Source organism: Aureimonas sp. Leaf324 (assembly GCF_001423245.1).
Lineage (GTDB): Bacteria > Pseudomonadota > Alphaproteobacteria > Rhizobiales > Rhizobiaceae > Aureimonas.
The window spans coordinates 45,942-66,601 of record NZ_LMOH01000012.1 but is presented as its reverse complement, the minus strand read 5'-3'; the positions used below and the strand labels follow the sequence as shown (position 1 = coordinate 66,601).

Annotated in this window: 18 protein-coding genes and 1 tRNA gene; 9 read left to right on the top strand and 10 right to left on the bottom strand. The window is 65.3% G+C overall.

Features of this window, described 5'->3' with window-relative positions:
- Positions 1-175 precede the first annotated feature (175 nt).
- From ASF65_RS07945 to ASF65_RS07930, 4 genes are all read left to right on the top strand, one after another.
- Complete coding sequence (locus ASF65_RS07945) at positions 176-934, top strand: SDR family oxidoreductase (RefSeq protein ID WP_055887628.1); 759 nt, start codon at positions 176-178, stop codon at positions 932-934.
- Positions 935-980: 46 nt separating this feature from the next.
- Positions 981-1,883 (top strand): SMP-30/gluconolactonase/LRE family protein, encoded by a 903-nt coding sequence (locus tag ASF65_RS07940; protein WP_055887625.1) that lies wholly within the window; start codon positions 981-983, stop codon positions 1,881-1,883.
- A 56-nt stretch (positions 1,884-1,939) separates the two neighbouring features.
- Positions 1,940-3,322 (top strand): MmgE/PrpD family protein, encoded by a 1,383-nt coding sequence (locus ASF65_RS07935; protein ID WP_055888983.1) that lies wholly within the window; start codon positions 1,940-1,942, stop codon positions 3,320-3,322.
- A gap of 168 nt (positions 3,323-3,490) precedes the next feature.
- A complete protein-coding gene (locus ASF65_RS07930) occupies positions 3,491-4,474 on the top strand; it encodes a tripartite tricarboxylate transporter substrate binding protein (protein WP_055888980.1) in 984 nt (327 codons plus the stop codon).
- 66 nt (positions 4,475-4,540) lie between these two features.
- Here ASF65_RS07930 and ASF65_RS07925 read toward each other — a convergent pair whose 3' ends face one another.
- A complete protein-coding gene (locus ASF65_RS07925) occupies positions 4,541-6,169 on the bottom strand; it encodes an MFS transporter (RefSeq protein WP_055887621.1) in 1,629 nt (542 codons plus the stop codon).
- Positions 6,170-6,348: 179 nt separating this feature from the next.
- Entirely contained in the window at positions 6,349-7,242 is an 894-nt protein-coding gene (locus ASF65_RS07920; RefSeq protein WP_055887619.1) for a LysR family transcriptional regulator, read from the bottom strand.
- Between the two features lie 360 nt (positions 7,243-7,602).
- On the opposite strand from ASF65_RS07920, the gene ASF65_RS07915 reads away from it, so the two are divergent.
- Positions 7,603-8,736 (top strand): alpha/beta hydrolase, encoded by a 1,134-nt coding sequence (locus tag ASF65_RS07915; protein WP_200940011.1) that lies wholly within the window; start codon positions 7,603-7,605, stop codon positions 8,734-8,736.
- A 113-nt stretch (positions 8,737-8,849) separates the two neighbouring features.
- A complete protein-coding gene (locus ASF65_RS07910; RefSeq protein ID WP_082505262.1) occupies positions 8,850-9,206 on the top strand; it encodes a cyclophilin-like fold protein in 357 nt (118 codons plus the stop codon).
- A 182-nt stretch (positions 9,207-9,388) separates the two neighbouring features.
- On the opposite strand, the gene ASF65_RS07905 is transcribed toward ASF65_RS07910, so the two are convergent.
- The 3 genes from ASF65_RS07905 to ASF65_RS07895 all read right to left on the bottom strand — a co-directional run bounded on the left by ASF65_RS07905 (position 9,389) and on the right by ASF65_RS07895 (position 11,627).
- Entirely contained in the window at positions 9,389-9,574 is a 186-nt protein-coding gene (locus ASF65_RS07905; protein WP_055887613.1) for a hypothetical protein, read from the bottom strand.
- Between the two features lie 124 nt (positions 9,575-9,698).
- Positions 9,699-10,679, bottom strand: coding sequence for an aldo/keto reductase (locus tag ASF65_RS07900; RefSeq protein ID WP_055887610.1), 981 nt, complete (start codon positions 10,677-10,679; stop codon positions 9,699-9,701).
- 84 nt (positions 10,680-10,763) lie between these two features.
- Positions 10,764-11,627 carry an aldo/keto reductase gene (locus tag ASF65_RS07895; protein ID WP_055887608.1) on the bottom strand — a complete coding sequence of 288 codons (864 nt, stop codon included), beginning with the start codon at positions 11,625-11,627 and terminating at the stop codon, positions 10,764-10,766.
- Positions 11,628-12,027: 400 nt separating this feature from the next.
- On the opposite strand from ASF65_RS07895, the gene ASF65_RS07890 reads away from it, so the two are divergent.
- Positions 12,028-12,693 (top strand): hypothetical protein, encoded by a 666-nt coding sequence (locus ASF65_RS07890; RefSeq protein WP_055887605.1) that lies wholly within the window; start codon positions 12,028-12,030, stop codon positions 12,691-12,693.
- 262 nt (positions 12,694-12,955) lie between these two features.
- Here ASF65_RS07890 and ASF65_RS07885 read toward each other — a convergent pair whose 3' ends face one another.
- Complete coding sequence (locus ASF65_RS07885) at positions 12,956-16,771, bottom strand: vitamin B12-dependent ribonucleotide reductase (RefSeq protein ID WP_055888975.1); 3,816 nt, start codon at positions 16,769-16,771, stop codon at positions 12,956-12,958.
- Positions 16,772-17,217: 446 nt separating this feature from the next.
- Positions 17,218-17,715 (bottom strand): xanthine phosphoribosyltransferase, encoded by a 498-nt coding sequence (gene gpt, locus ASF65_RS07880; RefSeq protein WP_055887603.1) that lies wholly within the window; start codon positions 17,713-17,715, stop codon positions 17,218-17,220.
- 77 nt (positions 17,716-17,792) lie between these two features.
- On the opposite strand from gpt, the gene ASF65_RS07875 reads away from it, so the two are divergent.
- Entirely contained in the window at positions 17,793-18,485 is a 693-nt protein-coding gene (locus ASF65_RS07875) for an LssY C-terminal domain-containing protein (RefSeq protein WP_055887601.1), read from the top strand.
- Positions 18,486-18,517: 32 nt separating this feature from the next.
- Here the strand turns inward: ASF65_RS07875 and ASF65_RS07870 are convergent, their stop codons facing one another.
- Positions 18,518-19,264, bottom strand: coding sequence for a competence/damage-inducible protein A (locus ASF65_RS07870; protein ID WP_055887599.1), 747 nt, complete (start codon positions 19,262-19,264; stop codon positions 18,518-18,520).
- A 192-nt stretch (positions 19,265-19,456) separates the two neighbouring features.
- Here ASF65_RS07870 and wrbA point away from each other — a divergent pair, with 192 nt between their 5' ends.
- Complete coding sequence (gene wrbA, locus ASF65_RS07865) at positions 19,457-20,056, top strand: NAD(P)H:quinone oxidoreductase (protein ID WP_055888972.1); 600 nt, start codon at positions 19,457-19,459, stop codon at positions 20,054-20,056.
- A 60-nt stretch (positions 20,057-20,116) separates the two neighbouring features.
- Here wrbA and ASF65_RS07860 read toward each other — a convergent pair whose 3' ends face one another.
- A complete protein-coding gene (locus tag ASF65_RS07860; protein WP_055887597.1) occupies positions 20,117-20,302 on the bottom strand; it encodes a hypothetical protein in 186 nt (61 codons plus the stop codon).
- A gap of 258 nt (positions 20,303-20,560) precedes the next feature.
- A tRNA-Leu gene (locus ASF65_RS07855) sits at positions 20,561-20,642 on the bottom strand.
- Positions 20,643-20,660: the final 18 nt, after the last annotated feature.

Genomic DNA, 20,660 nt, shown 5'->3' with positions numbered 1-20,660 from the left:
GCATCCGTACCGCAGAAGTCACCTGCACACGCGCCGACAAAAGAGCGTTGACGCCCACATGCATATATGAAAGTGTCTTTTACAGATCAAAGACACGCATCTCGGTTGAGCCCGTGCCGCCTCGAAGTGGAGCGCGACGGATGGAGATCTCGCGTGTCGACCATGGGAGAGATCGATGCTTCAACGTTTTGAGGGACAGGTCGTCGTGGTGACGGGGGCCGCCAGCGGTATCGGGGCCGCGACGGTTCGCCGGCTCCACTGGGAGGGTGCGACGATCGTCGCCGCGGACGTGACCCGCGAAGCGGTCGATCGTCTGGTCGCTGGTTTCGAGGAGCGAGAGCGCGTCGATGGTGTCGTTCTGGACGTCTGCGATCATGCGGCTTCGCTCCAGCTCATGCAGCAGGTCCGCGAGAAGCACGGTGCGATCCATGGCCTTGTGAACTGCGCCGGCATCAAGGGCATCGGGAACGTCTTCGACGTCGATCCAGAGAACTATACGCGCGTCATGGCGGTGAATCTCGACGGCACGATCAACATGTGCCAGGCGTTCGCCCAAGTCGTACGGGACGACGCCTACCCCCGCGCCATAGTCAACATCTCGTCCGGGGCCGGCATCCTGGGCGTCGCTAACCGACTTCCCTACGTGGCGTCGAAGTTCGGTGTCACCGGCATCACCAAGTCCATGTCGCCGGAACTCGGACCCTTCGGCATCCGCGTGAACGCCATCGCGCCGGGCATGACCCGGACGCCTTTCACCGAGTACATGCTGCAGGATCCTGCAGCCGTCGAACGAGTGAAGGCCGCCCATCCGATCGGACGCATGGGCGAGCCCGAGGAGATCGCGGCCGTGATCGTGTTCCTGCTGACCAGCGACGCGAGCTTCATGACGGGATCCATCGTGTCCGTGGACGGCGGCCAGACCGCCTGTCTTTGAACGCGGCGACTCGCGCCGCCGAGCGGAATGGCCGGGAGGGGCCACGATGCATACGATCAAACTTCTCGTCGATTGCAGGAACGACCTCGGCGAAGGACCGATCTGGGATGCTCGTGAGCAGCGGGTCTACTGGGTCGACTCCACGTCCGCGGAGATATGGAGCTGCCGGGCCGACGGGAGCGACGTCCGAACTTGGTACGTCCCGAACTACGTCGGGTCGATGGCCCTGCGGGAACGGGGCGGGGCGGTGCTGGCGCTCGCCAGCGGCTTCGCCCTCTACGACTTCGACACTCAGGAGGTGACGTCGGTCGCCGATCCGTTCGGACCCGGTTCCGAATACCGGTTCAACGACGGAAAGGTCGATCGCGCCGGTCGGTTCTTCGCAGGCAGCATGGGCTACGACTTCGATCCGCTCGACGTCACCGTGGCCCGGCGCCCGGCCCGCGACGGTTCGCTGTATCGCCTCGATCCCGATCTCACCATGCACGAGATCGACACGGGCTTCGTCTGTGCCAACGCGCCCTGCTGGAGCCCCGACGATCGGACCTTCTACTGCGGAGACTCCGAGCACAACGTGATCTGGGCCTACGACTACGACATCGCGGCCGGCGCGGTTTCGAACAAGCGAGAGTTCCTGTCCGACCGCAGGTTCTCGAGGGCGGTCGACGGCGCCACCGTGGACTCGGAAGGCTACCTCTGGAACGCGAAGGTCCTGGGCGGGCGCATCATCCGCCATGCACCGGACGGGTCCATCGATCGATCGATCGAAGTCCCCGTACGCAACGTCACGAGCATCACGTTCGGCGGTCCGAACCTCGATGTCCTGTACTTCACGAGCATGGGGCGTCCCATGCGGGGCATCCCGCCGCGCCAGGCCGGTGCCGGTGGCCTCTTCGCCATCCATGGGCTCGGGGTGACCGGCATTCCCGAGCCCCGCTTCGCCGGTTGACTGCCGTCTCCCGACACCCATCGAAACAGACTTTCCTGCCAAGGACGATGCGCACCATGACGCCTGCCGCCGACCTCTCAACCGAACTCGCCCGCTTCGCCGCGACGACTCGGTTCTCCGATCTCCCGCTCGACGTCATCGATGCCGCGAAGAAGAGCCTTCTCGACACGATCGGCGTCATCCTGGCCGCAAGCGGTACGGAGCCGGCCGTGAGGCCGCTGATCGAACTCGTTCAGGGCAACGGCGGCAGGGAGGAGTGCTCGATCCTCGGGTTCGGGGGGCGCGTGCCGGCGTCGGCCGCGGCCCTCGCGAACGGGGCGCTCGCTCACGCCCTCGACTTCGACGACCAGACGCCCTGGGGCGCCCATCCCGACAGTTCGGTCGTCCCGACTGTCCTCGCTCTCGCCGAACTCAAGGGCGACGTGACCGGCCAGGAACTGATCGCAGCGGTCGCGATCGGCCAGGAACTGTTCATCCGCCTCCGTCGCAACGTCGGCTGGCACATGGACTGGAACCTCTCCACCGTCGTCGGATGCTTCTCGGCCGCCGCTGCCGGATCGTCTGTGATGAAGTTGTCGGCGGAGCAGACCGCGCATGCCTTGGGCATCGCGAGCATGCAGTCCGGTGGCACCATGGAACTCATCTTCGGCACCGGAAGCGATCTGCGTGGCATGTACGCGGGCTTCACCGCGCAGGCCTGCGTCAATGCGGTGCTTCTCGCAGGGAGGGGGATGACGGGCATCCGGAACCTGTTCGAGGGAGAGGCCGGTCACTTCCGCGTCTACTTCAAGGGCGAGTTCGACCGAGAGAAGATGCTGCAGGGGCTTGGTCGTGAGTTCCACAGCGGCGGGATGCTATACAAGTACTGGCCCGCCGTCGGCAACGCGCACACGTACATCCACGCCTCTATCGAACTCATGCGCGAGAATGAACTGACACCCGACGACGTGGAGGAGATCCTCGTCCATGTCGGTGACTTCCAACAGCGCATGTGCTCGCCGCTGGATCAGCGGCAGGCGCCCGGGACGCTGGTCGACGCCAAGTTCAGTCTCCCCTTCCTCGTGGGCCTCTCCCTCGCCAAGGGCAGCATGCGGATCTCGGACTTTTCGACGGAGGCGCTGAAGGATCCCGTCGTCCTTACCCTGGCACGCAAGGTCGTACCGGTTCCCGACAGCAGCTACGACTGGACGGCCAAGTTGCCCGACGGAAAGGTCGTCGTCGTTACCCGGGACGGGCGCCGCATCGAGCGTCTGGGATCCCTGGTGCCAGGAAGCGCGGACCGTCCGATGACTTGGGACGAACTGTTCGACAAGTTCCGCGACTGTGCATCGGCTGCCGCCAAGCCCCTGCCGGACGCATCGATCGTCGACACCCAGAAGGCGATTCGCGACCTCGAGAGCTGCGGGAGCGTCTCCACGCTCCTGAAGCTGCTCGACTGACCGATCGTCTGGCCCGGGAGGGGCCGGGTGACGGCGGACGAACCGTGACCGTCTTCGGCGACGAGGCGGTCATGAACAGGCAATCGGTGGTCGGTATCGGGAAACGTAGCTTCGGTCCGGCCTGCGCAATCGAACGATCCACGTAGTCGAAAAACGGGAGGAATGAAGATGACCGAATTCAGTCTGACGAGGCGCAGCTTCATCGTGGCCGGACTGGCCAGCTGTGCGTTCGCAGGGAGCGCCCACGCCGCCTATCCGGACAAGCCGGTCCGCTGGATCGTCGGGTACCCGCCGGGTGGTGCCACGGATGCGATCGCTCGTCTCATCGGCCGTCCGATGTCGACGTCGCTGGCGCAACCGATCATCGTCGACAACCGGCCGGGAGCCGGCAGCTCCGTCGGTGCCTCGGCTTTGGCAGCATCGCCCAAGGACGGCTACACCGTGGCGAGTGCGGACAACGGAACGCTGATCATCAATCCGGTTGTCTATCGAAAGCTGCAGTATGACCCCGATCGCGACTTCCGACCGGTGGGGCTGTACGCGGGCATCAATCTTCTTCTCTGCGTTCGAACGGACTCCGGGATCCGGACGGGGGCCGAGTATCTCGAGAAGGCAGGATCGGCTACGCAACCGCTCCTCTACGCCAGCCCGGGCATCGGAACGCCTTTGCACCTGGCGATGGAACGGCTGGCCCGTGACGCGAAGGTGCCGCTGAAGCACGTGGCCTACAAGGGGATGGCGCCCGCCCTCAACGACCTGTTGGCCGGAGTCGTCGACAGCATCGTGATCGACTACACGACGGCCGGTCCTGCCATCAAGGGCGGCACCATCAGGCCGCTGGCGGTCTTCTCCGAGGCGCGCCTTCCTGTCCTTCCCGACGTCCCGACGATCGCGGAACAGGGGCTTCCCGGTTTCGCCGCCGGGGCATGGCACGGTCTCATCGTCCCGAACGGAACGTCGGACGAGGTCGTGAGTCGGCTCTCGGATGGGCTTGCCACCGCCCTGACGGATCCGCTTGTGAAGACACGCTACGCCGAACTCGGACTCGACATGCCGGCCAGCGATCCGGAAACGTTCCGGAGGCGGTGGGACGAGGACAAGGCACTCTGGCAGCCACTGATCCGGAGCCTGGACATCAAGCTCCACGGGTAGGCGACGGCGCACCGGCGTCCGAACGGGACACCGGTGCTCGATGCCCTGGCCGCGATCGGACGCCTGTCACGAGACCTCCGGGTACTCCTTGATCGGCATGTCGTCGCGGAGCGAGACGGTCTGTCGCTCGATCATACGATGAACCTTTGGGCGGTCGGGTCCCCTATGCAGTTCGCGGAGCTTGTCGTTGATCTCGGCGTCGGCCTTGGTCCGACGCTGGTTGTGGCGCACGTACTCGACCCATGTCGCGACATGATAGGTCTCGGTCCAGATCTCGGGATTCTCGAGGTCGCGGAGGAGCGACCATTGCCGTGCTCCGTCGCGGATGCGCACGCGTCGGCGCTCGCTCATCGTCGCGAGGAAAGCCGGAACGTCCGCCTGTGAGATCTCGTAGTCGACGAGCACCATGATCGGACCACTACGCGAACGCAGGTCCAATCGGACCTCGGGTTCCTTGAACTGATCGAGCGGATCGAGGTCGAGGGAGACGAGCGGTGGCAACGGGAATCGCAGCCCGACGAGGGCTCCGAGGGTCAGCACACCCCCTGCGCATAGAAGAGCGAAGGTTGGCCCGTAGTCCCTGGCGACGACACCCCATGCCCAGCTGCCCGCGGCCATGCCTCCAAAGGTCGCCATCTGGTAGATCGAGAGGGCTCGACCTACCACCCATCGCGGCGCGGAAAGCTGCACTGTGACGTTGAATAGCGACAGAGCCAGTACCCAGCAGGCACCGGTTGGAACGAGACCCAGACAACTCAGCCAGGCCTCGCGGCTCCAGGCGACGACGACGGTGCCTCCGGCAAAGCCCAGATAGGCGACCCTGGTGATCGTCTCGCTGGTAAAGGCCTCCCGCAACCGCGTGTTCAGGAGCGCTCCGCCGATGCCTCCGATACCGAAACTCCCGAGGAGGAGGCCGAAGGTGGTCGCCTGCCCGTGAACTAGATCGCGGGCCACGAGCGGAAGCAACGCGAGGATCGCGACGGCTCCAATGCCGAAGGAGGCCGAACGCAGGATGACGGTCAGGAGGTTCGGGGACATGGCGACGAAGCTCAGCCCCGCGAACATCGCGTCGCCCAGTGTCTCCCGTGGCAGATCTGAGACGGGGCGGCGATGCTGCCAACGTCTCAGCGTGAAGATGATCGGAACGTAACTCAGGGCGTTGATCGCGAAGGCGCCGGCCGCTCCTGCGGAGGCGACCACGAAGCCGCCGACGGCCGGGCCGATGCTTCGCATAAGATTGAACGCCATGCTGTTGAGCGTTACGGCGGCCGGGATGTCGCGCCTTGGCACGAGGTCGCCGATCGACGCCTGCCAGGACGGGTTGTGGAGCGCCGTCCCGCAGCCGATCAGGAAGGTGAAGCCGAGAAGAAGCCACGGTGTCACCTCGCCGACGAACGCGAGCGTCGCCAGGATCACCGAAGCGGTCATCATCAGCGTCTGTGCGGCCAGGAGAACCCGACGCCGGTCGAAGTTGTCGGCTAGTGCCCCCGCCATGAGCGAGAAGAGGACGATGGGAAGCGTGGTAGCGGCCTGCACGAGCGCGACCGTGTCGTCGGACGCACCGATGGTCGCCATCATCCAACCGGCGCCGACGGCCTGGATGAGACCTCCGAGGTTCGAGACGAGGACTGCCGACCAGAGAAAGCGAAAGTCGAGACTGCGGAACGGAGCCGCGAGGGAAGGGCGGTCGGACAATCTTCGGCCTTGTCGGGGAAGACGAGATGGGTGACCCGTCTGAAGCCGACGTCGATCGCCGGCTGAGGTTGGTCGTCGCGGTAGGATAGTTTCACGCGCAGATGCGTGGCAACCCGATCGTTCGGCAGGACGCGGGAAACGTTATACCCCTAGGGCCAGCCTGCCGAAGGCGGTTTCGCCTAGGTCCTATGCCGCAACGCCTCGACCAGGGCGACGAACGCGGGGGAGGCCTGACGCCGGCTCGGATAGTACAGGTGATACCCGTCCCAGAACGGCGAGAAGTCCTCGAGTACGCGGATAAGCCGCCCTTCGGCGACGAGCGGCAGGACGATCTCCTCGGGGATGTAGGCTAGTCCGAACCCGTCCAGTGTGGCGTCAAGCGCATGGAAGATGTTGTTGAATGCGAGCTGGCCCTCGACACGGATCCTGATCTCCCGTCCATCCTCCTCGAACTCCCATGCGTACAGGCCGCCGGAGGAAGGGAGCCGGAAGTTGATGCATCGGTGCTCGACCAGCTCGCGGGGATGCGCCGGCTTCGACCGACCCTCGAAGTAGGAGGGCGACCCGACGACAGCCAAACGGAAGTCGGGGCCGATGCGAGCCGAGATCATGTCCTTGGAGAGCTGCTCTCCCATACGGACGCCGGCGTCGTAACGTTCAGAAACGATGTCGGTGAGGCCGTTGTCGAGAATCAACTCCACAGCGATGTCCGGATAATTCGGAAGGAACTGACGGAGCTTTGGCCAGACGACGTGCTCGATCGCATAATCTGCGGCGACGATTCGGATCGTGCCTGCCGGTTTGTCGCGGAGATCGCTGAGCGCCTCGATCTCGGCGTCGATCTCGTCGAATCGTGGACCTATGCCCGCGAGGAGCCGCTCGCCGGCTTCCGTCGGGGATACGGCGCGTGTGGTCCTGGTGAGAAGCCGCACGCCTAGACGCGCCTCAAGTTGTCGGATCGTGTGGCTGAGGGCTGACTGGGACACCCCGGTCTTCGCCGCAGCCCGCGTGAAGCTCTGTTCCCGAGCCACCGCAACGAAGGCAAGCAGGTCGTTGAGGTTCTGGCGTGGCATCGAACGGCCGGGTCTCCAAGATAAGGCGCAGTGCGCGATCCCAGGATGCGTACCAGAGGATAGCGTCCACCGGTACCTGTATCCGGTCCGACCCGTCCTCTGCGGCGACCCGCGGCTCTGCTCGTTGCGCAGCGGAAGACCGTCGACCATTCCTGCCGCATGCGGCCCGTCGATGACGAAGTCCGCCGGCGCTTCCGATGAACTCATCATAGATTCTCACGGACGCGTTACGAGTCATGAGTGGCATTCATGACTACAAGCGAGACAGAACGGATAATCCTCCGGGGTCCGATGCCTTAAGTCTCCGGCCATGGACAGGGGGGGCGCAATCGCCATCCCGACGAGAACGGAGACGCACGAATGCCCACCCTCGAACTGAAACAGACGCAGACCAATCGTTCCGGCGTCGCGTCTTTCGGCGGCCTCGTGAGAATGGCCGCCGCCGGCGCGATGTCGCTGGGCCTCGCTTCGGTCGCCACCACTTCGAAGAGCCTGGCGCAGGACCTTTCGAACGGAGCAGCCAATTTCTACGTCAGCGATGCGGTGACGGTGCAGCCGATCACCTTCCAGACCCAGTACCGGACGACGGTCGCTGGCAACATCTTCATCCCGAAGGATCTCGACCGCGGTGTCGATCATGCCGCGATCGTCGTCGGCCACCCGATGGGCGCGGTGAAGGAGCAGAGCGCCAACCTCTACGCCACAAAGATGGCGGAACGTGGCTTCGTGACCGTCTCGCTTGACCTGCCTTACTGGGGTGGCAGCGAAGGCGAGCCGCGGAATGCCGTGGCGCCGGAACTATATGCCGAGGCCTTCAGTGCCGCGGTCGACTATCTCGGCAGGCAGGACTTCGTGGATCGTGACCGGATCGGGGCGATCGGTATCTGCGGCAGCGGCTCGTTCGTCATCTCCGCCGCCAAGATCGACCCGCGCATCCGATCGATCGCGACGGTCTCGATGTACGATATGGGTGCCGCCAACCGGAACGCCCTACAGAACTCCCTGTCCGTCGAGGACCGCAAGGCCGTGATCGCGGCTGCGGCGGAACAGCGTTGGGCCGAGGTCGACGGAGCCGAGACGGCGGTCACCGGCGGGACCACGCTGGAACTGACGGCGGACACGCACCCGATCCAGCGCGAATTCTACGACTTCTACCGAACGGAGCGCGGCCGGTTCACGCCCGAAGGTGCGTCCGCGGAGCGCACCACGATGCCGACCCTGACGTCCAACGTGAAGTTCATGAACTTCTACCCATTCAACGATATCGAGACGATCGGCAGACCGATGATGTTCATCTCGGGCGACCAGGCGCACTCGAAGGAGTTCTCGGAGAAGGCCTACGAACTCGCTTCCGAACCGAAGGAGCTTGTCTGGGTCGAGGGGGCCGGCCACGTCGATCTCTACGACCGGGTCGATCTCATCCCGTTCGACCGGCTCGATACGTTCTTCCAGGGTAGCCTCGCCGAACGAGCCGCGGCTCTTTCCGAGGACTGAGACCAGCGGGTGCGGGCGAGGTGTAGACCTCGCCCGTCGGGCATCGGGGACGATCGGTCATGCTTCGTTTCGCACTGACTCTGACGGTATCACTGGCTACGATGGACTATGCGATGGCCCAGGAACGGATCACGATCTCGTCGGACTGGGGCACCGTCGACGCGGTTCTCGCGGACAACGAGGCCGCCTCGGGCCTTCTAGACCTTCTTCCGATCACCCTCGACATGCGCGATCACCTACGCCAGGAGAAGACCGGGGAACTGCCCCTTCCGCTTCCTCGAAGCGCTCGTCGGCGAAATTTCTCACCAGGCACCATCGGCTTGTGGGGTTCGAACGACTTCGTGGTCTACTATCGTGAGGGCCAGGTTCCTCGGCCCGGTATCGTCGTGCTCGGCCACGCCGAGGGAGATGTCTCGATCTTCGATCGCCCAGGTAGGGTATCGATTCGGATCGAGCGCTCCGAGCGCTGACGCCTCGTACGATCGCAAGGGGTGAGCCGACGCGGGCTGTCGAACGCTTCCGACATCTCGAGAGACAAGAACTATCTGAGGAGGCCGGGACGCCGCGTTCTGGAATGTCCCGAACCGCGCATCAGCGATTCCGCCATTTCACGACGTCGTCCCTGCAGCCTCGATGCTGCAACTGGGTCAAGTCAAGGGGTCCGCACGGCGATGGTGGGCCGGCCGTTCCGTCTCAGTTCGACAGCGTCATCGAGTAGGATCTGCCAGGAACGTGCCGCCGCGAGGTGCCGTTCCTTGACCTGCGGCAGCGTCGCGGACTCGGCAGCCGCCAGACAGGCGCCGAGCCGGGCTCGGTAGACGTCCTCACCGTCCATCATCGCTATCTCTCCGGCTACCCAGCGTCGTACCTGTCTTCGGCGAATGCCCGTCCTTTCGGACGATAACCGGGATCGTCGTCTCTCGCACGTCCCTTGATTTCGAGTGCTCGGTAGGATGCCGAGATCAGCCGAAGCCCACGACGGCATGCGGTACGTACGGGGCCTCCAGACGGGCGATCTCTTCTTCGGTCAACGCGACGTCCAGCGCTGACAGGGCATCCTGGAGGTGCTGCGGCTTCGACGCGCCGACGATCGGGGAGGACACGACCGGCTTCGCGAGTACCCAGGCCAGCGCGACCTGTGCACGGGGGATGCCACGTTCGGACGCGACCTCCGCGACGGTCTCGACGACCTTGCGATCGGCACCGGCAGTCCGGTCGTAGAGCGTATGCGCGAAGTTGTCTGTGCGCGACCGATCCGTCGCCTCGTCCCAGTCGCGGGTGAGGCGACCACGAGCGAGCGGGCTCCAGGGCATGACCGCGATCCCCTCGGCTTCGCACAAGGGGAGCATCTCGCGCTCCTCCTCGCGGTAGAGGAGGTTCACGTAATTCTGCATCGTGACGAACCGCGTCCAGCCGTTCGCCTCCGCTGTGTGCAGCATTGTCGCGAACTGCCAAGCGTACATCGAGGAGGCTCCGATGTAGCGGGCCTTTCCGGCCTTCACGACGTCATGGAGCGCCTCGAGCGTCTCCTCGATCGGTGTCTGCGGATCGAAACGATGGATCTGATAGAGGTCGACGTAGTCGGTGCCGAGGCGTCGAAGGCTCGCGTCGATCTCCTGCAGGATCGCCTTGCGGCTGAGGCCGCCACCGTTCGGGCCCGGCCGCATCGGCAGGAAGACCTTGGTGGCGATGACCACTTCCTCCCGCCGCGTGAACTCCTTGAGAGCTCGGCCGACGATCTCCTCGGATGTGCCGTCGGAGTACCCGTTGGCCGTGTCGAAGAAGTTGATGCCCGCCTCGACCGCCTGCCTGATCAGGGGACGGCTCGCATCCTCGTCCAGCGTCCACTCGTGGTTCCCGCGCTTCGGATCGCCGTAGGTCATGCAGCCGAGGCACAGGCGGGAGACGTCCAGACCGGTTCTGCCGAGCTTGACGTATTTCATGGTGTTCTCCTCGCTGGATGGGAGCGGAGACGTAGATCGGACCGATCCGGACGAAGGTGGCGTCCGGGTCCGTGAGACGCGGGCTCAGTACCTAATGCCGAAGACCGGAAAGTGATCTGCATCCCCGTAGCCCTTGATGCTATCGGCGCTCTTCAGGGTCTCCATGTCGGTCACGGAGATCTTGAAGTCGAGGGTTGAGTTCGAACGCATGTGATCGGGATTCGCGGTCTTCGGCAGAGGAAGAAGGCCGAGCTGGAGGCAGTAGCGGATGCAGAGCTGCGGCATGCTCACGTCATACCGATCCGCCATGGCAGCCAGATCGGAGTTCCGCAGGAGGTTGCCGTGGGCGACGGGCGAATAGGCCTCTACGAGAATGTCGTTGCGCCGCGCATGATCGATGAGATCGAACGGCGTGTTCCCCACATGCGCGAGGATCTGGTTGACCGCCGGCTTCACACTGCCGTTCTCGATGATGTTGTCGAGGTCGGCCTTCTCGAAGTTCGAGACACCGATCGCCCGGAGCTTTCCGGCGCGCTGGGCATCCTCGAGAGCCCGCCAGACCTCCAGGTTCCCCTCGAAGCGATGGTCGCCATCGCGGAAACTGGCCCAGGGCTGCGGGCTATGGATGATCATCAGATCTACGTGTTCCAGGCCGAGCGTCCTGAGCGAGCCGTCGATGCTCGCCTGGGCGCTCTCGTAATCCTTGATCTCGGCCGCGACCTTCGTCGTGACGAAGATCTCATCGCGTGCGACGCCGGAGGTGCGGACGCCTTCGCCGACACCACGCTCGTTGCCGTAGGCCTGTGCTGTGTCGATGTGTCGATAACCGATCCGGATCGCGTCGCGAACGGCTTGCGCGACCTTCGCATCGTCGATGCGCCAGGTGCCGAGGCCGAGCTTCGGGATCGTGACGCCGTCGGATAGGGTGTAGGTTTCGTCGAGGATCATGTCTGTCAGAGCCTTTCGGGCAGGGGGACGAACCTCCCGTGGTTGGACCCAGGTCCAGCCCGCCTTCGACCGTGGGAGTTCACGAACCGGTCGAACGATACAGGTAGGACAGACACCGTATTAGCTCATGGCGGGCGCTAGCTGTCAGAAACAACGCTCATGAATGGGGATCGGACCTGGAGGAGCGATCAACCCTCGTCAGCGAGCGACGTACAGACGGATCTTCGAGCGGCGGCGTCTCTCGCGAATAGGCTGGCGAGACCGGTCTGGACAGACACGAACCGTTGCTGCGCGGTACCGAGGGGAAACCGTCTGGCTCGCCAAATCCAGCTGGTAAGGTCGAGCCCTTTCGGCTTTCCGAGATGCAACGGATGCTCCTTCGGGTCGAAGGAAGGATCCAATGAGCTACTCCTACTCCAACCCACAGAACCGCATCCGGGCCCGCAAACTGCGCAATCTGCTTCTCTCCAGGGTCGACGAGGCGATGGCCGACATCGCTCGAAGCGATACCGTGTCGAAGGTCGGCGAGAACGCCCTGAGATACTACGACCTCGAATCGGTGGAGGGTGTCCACGTGTATCGGAGTTCCGGAGGGTGGTGCGCGGACCTCGTGTTCGCGGGCCTTCCGACCGGCATTCCTACGGTAGTCGGAACCCCGGACGGAATGGAGGCGGCAACGACCGCCGAGGCGATCGCCAACGGGTTGAGCATGATGGCCCTCGTCAAACTGGCCAGCCAGACGCGCATCGCGGACGTCGAGGAAATCGCCATCTTCTCGATGGACGGGGTCGAGCTGTCCTTTCCGATCCGTTCGCTCGATACCGCGCTCGCGTACAACGCGTTCGAGGACCTGCCTACGGTAGAGTTCGCGCTCGAACGTCTAGCACAGGTCAGCATGCTCATGACGGCCGGCGAGCGGCGGGTGACCCGCGCCGACATCGACGCACTCGCACCCGACGATAGGAGATCGTTCGATGCGGTCTGCGCTCAGGCTCTCGTCCTGGGTATCCCGCGATATCTCTCCCCCGGCATGACGATCGCGCCCCCTCCGCCAACCCTCATGTGACGTCGACGCGCCTGATCCCCTTGTTCGTCCGCCGACGAAGCGAGGTGAGAGGGGGCATGCACTCGGCGCAAGGCCGCCCGTAGGTCTCATCACACAAAGAAGCCGGCCCCTGTCGGGACCGGCTCGCGACGGCGTTCAAGCTTCACGCCATGGGCAGTCCGAATTATCCGCGTACCCAGAACGAACTACCGCGACGGAGTCCGAGATACGGTGACGCCCAAGGGCATCGAGTGCGCCCTTCGGGCGACGCGACAGGCTCCCGTCAGGAGCAGCCGCTGGTCGAGCCGCAGGTGTCGCACTTCAGGCAGGTGCCGTTGCGGACCATCGTGAAGTTCGAGCACTCCGAGCAGCTGTCGCCGGTGTAGCCCTTCATCAGGGCCTGGGCCCGGCGCTCGGCGCTCGTCGCCTTAGCCGGCGCCTCGACGCGCGAGACGTCGCGCGGGGAGGCGGCGTAGGCGAGCGGGCTGTCGAAGAGGCCCTGCGCCGGCGACGCGTCCGCGGTCGGGGCGGGCTCGTCGAGCGGGGCCGCCTCGTAGTCGCGCTTGAAGGCCGCGGCCTGACCGCCGCCGAGCGTCGCGGCGGCGCGCGGTGCGGCGCTTGCCGTCGTCACCGGGCGGGCGACCGAGGTGACGCCGGCCGGCTTCGACTGCCCGGCAGGCGCGGCCGTCCCTTGCGTGTCGGACGAGACGAGACGGAACTTTGCCGTCTGGCCGCGCACCATGCCGCTCGAGATCGGCAGGGCGGCCGGCTTGTCGCCTTCCACACCGCGACCGATGGTCGAGGCGCCGAAGTCCTCCGGCTGGACATGGGCGAGGTCATGGCGGCCGAGATAGGAGACCGCGAGCTCCCGGAACACGTAGTCGAGGATCGACGTCGCGTTCTTGATCGCCTCGTTACCCTGGACCATGCCGGCCGGCTCGAAGCGCGTGAAGGTGAAGGCCTCCACGTACTCGTCGAGCGGCACGCCGAACTGTAGGCCGAGCGAGATCGCGATGGCGAAGTTGTTCATCATCGCACGGAAGGCGGCGCCTTCCTTGTGCATGTCGATGAAGATCTCGCCGAGGCGGCCGTCGTCGAACTCGCCGGTGCGCAGGTACACCTTGTGGCCGCCGACGATGGCCTTCTGCGTGTAGCCCTTGCGTCGGTTCGGCAGCTTCTCGCGCTCGCGGGTGACGCGTTCGATGACGCGCTCCACGATGCGCTCGGCGATCTCGGTCGCCTGCACCGCGGCCGGAGCCGCGGCGATGGCCGCCGCCGTCTCCTCGACGAGATCATCCTCGTCGTCCTCGTCGGAGATCAGCGAAGCGTTGAGCGGTTGGCTGAGCTTGGAGCCGTCGCGATAGAGGGCGTTCGCCTTCAGCGCGAGCTTCCACGACAGCATGTAGGCGCTGTTGCAGTCCTCCACCGTCGCGTCATTCGGCATGTTGATGGTCTTGGAGATCGCACCCGAGATGAAGGGCTGCGAGGCCGCCATCATGCGGATATGCGATTCCACCGAAAGCGAGCGCTTGCCGATGCGGCCGCAAGGCGAGGCGCAGTCGAACACCGGAAGGTGCTCGGCCTTCAGGAAGGGCGCGCCTTCCAGCGTCATCGCACCGCAGACGTGGATGTTCGCGGCCTCGATGTCCTTCCTCGAGAAGCCGAGGAAGGGCAGGAGCTCGAACGAGAAGTCGTTCAGCTGCTCGTCGGTGACCCCGAGCGTGTCCTTGCAGAAGGCTTCGCCGAGCGTCCACTTGTTGAAGGCGAACTTGATGTCGAAGGCGCTCTTCAGGCCCTCGTTCAGCGCTGCGATCTGATCGTCGCCGAACCCCTTGGCGCGAAGCGAGCCGGGGTTGATGGCGGGCGCCTGGTTGAGGTTGCCGTGGCCGACGGCATAGGCCTCGATCTCGGCGATCTGCGCCTCGGAGTAACCGAGCGTGCGCAGGGCGTCGGGAACCGCGCGGTTGATGATCTTGAAGTAGCCGCCGCCGGCCAGCTTCTTGAACTTCACCAGCGCGAAGTCCGGCTCGATGCCCGTCGTGTCGCAGTCCATCACGAGGCCGATCGTGCCGGTCGGCGCGATGACCGAGACCTGCGCGTTGCGATAGCCGTGCTTCTCGCCGAGCTCCTGCGCCAGCACCCAGGCTTGTCTTGCGCGAGCCGACAGGCGCTTGTCCTTCAGGGAAGCGTGATCGAGCGGCACCGGGTCGACGGCAAGGCCCTCGTAGCCGTTGGCGAGCCCGTGCGCGGCACGCGAGTGGTTGCGGATGACGCGCAGCATGCCGGCGGCGTTGCGCTCGTAGTCCGGGAAGGGCCCGAGCTCACGCGCCATCTCAGCCGAGGTCGCATAGGAGATGCCGGTCATGATCGCCGACAGCGCGCCGCAGATCGCGCGGCCCTCGGCCGACGAGTAGGGGATGCCGGCGGTCATCAGCAGGCCGCCGATATTGGCGAAGCCGAGGCCGAGCGTGCGGTAGTCGTAGGAGCGCTGGGCGATCTCCTTCGACGGGAACTGCGCCATCAGCACCGAGATCTCGAGCACGATCGTCCAGAGACGCGTCGCATGCTCGTAGGCGTCGATATCGAACCGGCCGTTCGCCTCGCGGAACTGCAGGAGGTTCATGGACGCCAGGTTGCAGGCCGTGTCGTCGAGGAACATGTATTCCGAACAGGGGTTCGACGCGTTGATCGCGCCGGCCGCCGCGCAGGTGTGCCAGTCGTTGATCGTGGTGTGGAACTGGATGCCGGGATCGGCCGAGGCCCAAGCAGCGTAGCCGATCTGGTCCCAAAGCTCGCGGGCCTTGAGGGTCTTCGTGACCTTGCCCGTGGTGCGGCCGATCAGCTTGTGCTCGCCGTCCTGCTCGACCGCCTGAAGGAAGTCGTCGGTGACGCGCACGGAGTTGTTGGAGTTCTGGCCGGCGACGGTCAGATACGCCTCGCTGTCCCAGTCCGTGTTGTAGACGGGGAAGTCGATGTCCGTGTAGCCCTGGCGCGCGAACTGGATGACGCGCTTGACGTAGTTCTCGGGCACCTGCGCCTTCTTGGCGTCCTTCACGGCGCGCTTGAGGGCAGGGTTCACGTTCGGGTCGAAGCATTCCTCGCCCGTGCCGCCCTCGCAGTTGACGCAGGCCGACAGGATCGCCTTCAGGTGCTTGGAGACGGTCTTCGAGCCGGTCACGAGCGCGGCGACCTTCTCCTCCTCGCGCACCTTCCACATCACGTAGTTTTCGATGTCGGGATGGTCGATGTCGACGACGACCATCTTGGCCGCGCGACGCGTCGTGCCGCCCGACTTGATGGCGCCCGCCGCGCGGTCGCCGATCTTGAGGAAGCTCATCAGCCCCGACGACTTGCCGCCGCCGGCGAGCTTCTCGCCTTCGCCGCGCAGGGCCGAGAAGTTCGAGCCGGTGCCGGAGCCGTACTTGAAGAGGCGCGCCTCGCGCACCCACAGGTCCATGATGCCGCCCTCGTTGACGAGGTCGTCGGCGACGGACTGGATGAAGCAGGCGTGCGGCTGCGGGTGCTCGTAGGACGAGGCCGAGCGCGTCAGTTCGCCGGTGCGGTAGTCAACGTAGAAGTGGCCTTGGCCCGGGCCGTCGATGCCGTAGGCCCAGTGAAGACCCGTGTTGAACCACTGCGGCGAGTTGGGGGCGACCTTCTGGGTCGCAAGCATGTAGGCGAGCTCGTCGCGGAAGGCGCGCGCGTCCTCCTCGGACTGGAAGTAGCCGCCCTTCCAGCCCCAGTAGGTCCAGGTGCCGGACAGGCGATCGAACACCTGCCGGGCGTCCATCTCGGACCCGGTGCGCTCGCCCTCGGGCAGCTGGTTCAGCGCCTCCACGTCGGCGACCGAGCGCCAGAGCCAGGAGGGGACGTCGTTCTCCTCGACCTTGCGCAGGGCCTTCGGCACGCCCGCCTTGCGGAAGTATTTCTGAGCGAGGATGTCGGACGCCACCTGGCTGAACTGGGCAGGCACGTCGATATCGGCGAGCCGGAAGACCACCGAGCCGTCCGGATTGCGGATCTCGCTCGTCGCCTTGCGGAACTCGATCGCGTCATAGGCGCCCTGGTCAGCCCGCGTGTAGCGGCGGTCGATCTTCATGCCCATGGTCCAGCTCCGATGCCTCTCGCCACTTCCGGACATGACAAGGCCTTCATCGACTCCTCAGTCGATGCCAGACCCAGCCGTGCCGGTGGCAGATGATTCTCAATTGGTTGACCCTGCCATATATGGTGTCGCCATTTCGAGCGACTACCAATTCTAGGGGTCGGATATCCACATCTTGGAAGATGGTTAAAATTCGAACGAATTTCGACCGTCCGTGTCTCGCAGTTCAAACCTCGATGGAACCAACGGTTCCCGAGCGAAATGCTTATCCACAGGTTGGTGGGATCGCGCCCGGGGGTCCGGTTATGCCGACGACGTTAATGACGCGTGGATGACCACGCCAGACGCCCCGAAAAAGGGCATGGGACGGGTGTGGAAGCTGGGGATAAGGCAGGCTTGCGATTTGCCATGGTGGGGCTGCGCCCCACCGGGCGGCAGGCTCAGCCCGCCGAGCCCTTGGCGATCGGCGCCTGGAACGACAGGCCGAGATCCCACGGAAAAAAGATCCACGTATCCTGGCTGACTTCCGTGATGAACGTGTCGACCAGCGGTCGGCCCTTCGGCTTGGCGTAGACCGTGGCGAAGTGGGCTTTCGGCAGCATGGCGCGCACGAGGGCGGCCGTCTTGCCGGTATCGGTCAGGTCGTCGACGATCAGGATGCCGTCGCCGTCGTCCTCGCGCAGGGCGGGAGCGATGTCCTTGAGGACGCGCAGTTCCCCTTGCGTGTCGTACTCGTGGTAGGAGGCGATGCAGACCGTCTCGATCAGGCGGGTGCCGAGCTCGCGGGCGATGATTGCCGCCGGCACGAGCCCGCCGCGGGTGATGCAGACGATCGCCTTCCATTCCGACCGCTGCCCCGCGAGACGCCAGGCGAGCGCGCGCGCATCGCGGTGGAACTGCTCCCAGGAGACGGGGAAGGACTTTTCGGGCGTCGACATCGGCGGATCTCCTCAAGGCTAGCGGGCGCGATAGCTTGTCGTCGTGGCCTGCGCAAGACAGCCGGACAGGAAGCACCATGCGACGGATCCTCGCCCACGGCCTCCTCGCGGTCGTCCTGGTTGTCACGGCCTACGGCCTGGCGGCCTACCTCGTTCTGCCCCGCATCTGGACCCGCTACGACGAGCGCAGCGCCGGCCTGCTGCGACCGATGGTGACGGTGACGCTGCAGGGGCGACCCGGCGACCCGGTCAACATCGGGATCGTCGGGGATCGTGCGGCCCTCGATCGCGCCATGGCGGCAGCCGGCTGGCATTCCGCCGATCCCGTGACGCTCGTCTCGAGCCTGCGCATCGGGGCCAGCGTCCTGTTCGACCGGCCGTATCTCCAGGCGCCCGTCAGCCCGCTCCTCTACGACGGTCACGTCGAGACCGTCGCCTTCGAGAAGCCCGTCGGGCGAAACGCCGACCGCCGCCAGCATGTTCGGTTCTGGGCGCAGCCGACCTTGAACGGCGGCGTGTCGTTCCTTGGGTCCGTGACCTTCGACGCTGGCATCGGCTTCAGCCGCTACACCGGCGCCGTGACCCATACGATCGCGCCCGATGTCGATAGCGCGCGCGACGGGCTCGTCGCAGACCTCGAGGCCACGGGATCGGTCGCCGAGGTCCGCACGGTCACCGGGATCGGACCGACCCAGGACGGGCGGAACGGCGAGGGCAGTCCGTATCGGACGGACGGCGACGCGCGCATCCTCATCCTCGGCGGCTCATAGGAAAGACGCTGCGGATCTCGGCTGCCGTCCCGTCAGGATGCGGCGAGACCCTCGATCATCGCCCGAATCTCCTGCGCAGCCGCATCGCGCGCCGCCTCGCTGCGCGAGCGCACCACGAGTTCGGTCGAGTACCGCTGCCCGTCGAACTTCGGATAGGAGCCGATCGCCGTTTCCGGGTGACGCTTCTGGATGTCGGAAAGCGGGCCGCCGATGTCGCCCTCGCCGAACGGGCAGGCGATCGCCGTGCTCAGCATCACCGGGCCGGTCGGCAGGGTCGGCAGGATGTTGTCGAGCATCGCAGTGAAGATGCCGGGCACGCCCGCCATGACGAAGACGTTGCCGATGCGAAAGCCAGGCGCCACCGACACCGGATTGTCGATCAGCGAGGCGCCGCGCGGCGTGCGGGTCATCCGGCGGCGCGCGTCGGTGAAAGGCAGGGAGCAGCTTTCGTAATAGGCGGCCAGCAGCCGCTCGGCTTCGGGATGCGGCTCCACCGGCAGGCCGAAGGCGCGCCCGATCGCATCGGCCGTGATGTCGTCGTGCGTCGGCCCGATGCCGCCCGAGGTGAAAACGAAGTCGTAGCGCGTGCGCAAGGCATTGAGCGCGGCCACGATCTCGTCCTCGACGTCGGGAACGATGCGCACTTCGCGAAGGTCGAGCCCGGCCAGCGTGAGCACGCTGGCGAGATGGGCGATGTTGCGGTCCTTCGTGCGCCCGGACAGGAGCTCGTCCCCGATCGCCAGCATCGCCGCCGTGTGAACCTTCTGCGCGTCCGTCATCCGCTCTCTCCGCCAAAGCCGATGGTTTGGGGCGGAACCCGGCGGAAGGAAAGGGGGGGCACGATGCGGCCGATCGGTAAACGGTGCGTCACGTCGCCGAGGCCTCGTATTCTTGTAACGCGAACGCTCTAAGTGCGGCCCAAGGCGAGGGCCGGACGCCGCACGGAGTTTCCGGCAATGGACGAGGATGCGATGGCGAAGGTACTGGTTCTCTATTATTCGAGCTACGGCCATATCGAGACCATGGCGAAGGCCGTGGCCGAAGGCGCGCGCGAGGGCGGCGCCGAAGTGGAGATCAAGCGCGTGCCCGAAACCGCGCCGGCCGAGGTGGTCGCCGCCGCGCATTTCAAGACGAACCACGACTTCCCCGAGGCGCAGCCGGACGAGCTCGCTGAGTACGATGCGATCATCGTCGGCGTTCCCACGCGCTACGGCAACATGGCCTCGCAGATGGCCTCGTTCTGGGACCGCACCGGCGGCCTCTGGGCGCAGGGCAAGCTGATCGGCAAGGTCGGCGGCGTGTTCTCGTCCTCTGCCACGCAGCACGGCGGCAACGAGGCGACGATCCTCTCGGTGCACAAGACGCTGCTGCATCATGGCCTGGTGATCGTCGGCCTGCCGTATTCCTTCCAGGGCCAGATGGCCTCGGACCAGATCGTCGGCGGCTCGCCCTACGGCGCGACCACGATCGCCAACGGCGACGGTTCGCGCCAGCCGAGCGCGATCGAACTCGACGGCGCCCGTTTCCAGGGCCGCCACATCGCTCAGATCGCCGCCAAGCTCACGGCCTGACGCAAGGTCTCCGGCTTCTCTCGTGCGAGAGAAGCCGGACCACCGGCCGGCGACGACAGGTCAGGAAAAAGCGTTCGAGGGTCCGCCCTGCTCGCCATCGGCGACGAGCGCATCGCGCAAGCGGCCGAGCGCCAGATTGTCGCTCTGGAGATGCTGCAGAAGATCGGATGCGGTCTCGTTCTCCGAGTCCAGCCAGGGATCGGACGGTGTCGAGGCGGACAATGGGATGCGCTGGATCTCGGGCATGGATCGATCCCTTCTCGAGCTGCTGCCGTTCCTCTGTTAACGATCCGAGAAGAACACGTCCCCGCGCGGAAGACAAACAAATCCTCGACAAGTCCCTGCGACACTTGCGCAGGCGTTCGCCGGCTTATCGTCTGCGCGCCGATGGAACGCCGGCAATGATCCTCCGACGATTATTTGGTCTGATGATTGCGCGCAAGAATTCGCGCGGGCTGAACATTTGATTCGACGGATGCCAAGATGATGCGCGGCGTTCCGGGGTGCAGGCGGCGGGACTCGAACCCGCATGCCACTCGGACAACGGATTTTAAGTCCGTCGCGTATACCATTTCGCCACGCCTGCGTCGGGGCCCCGGCAGCT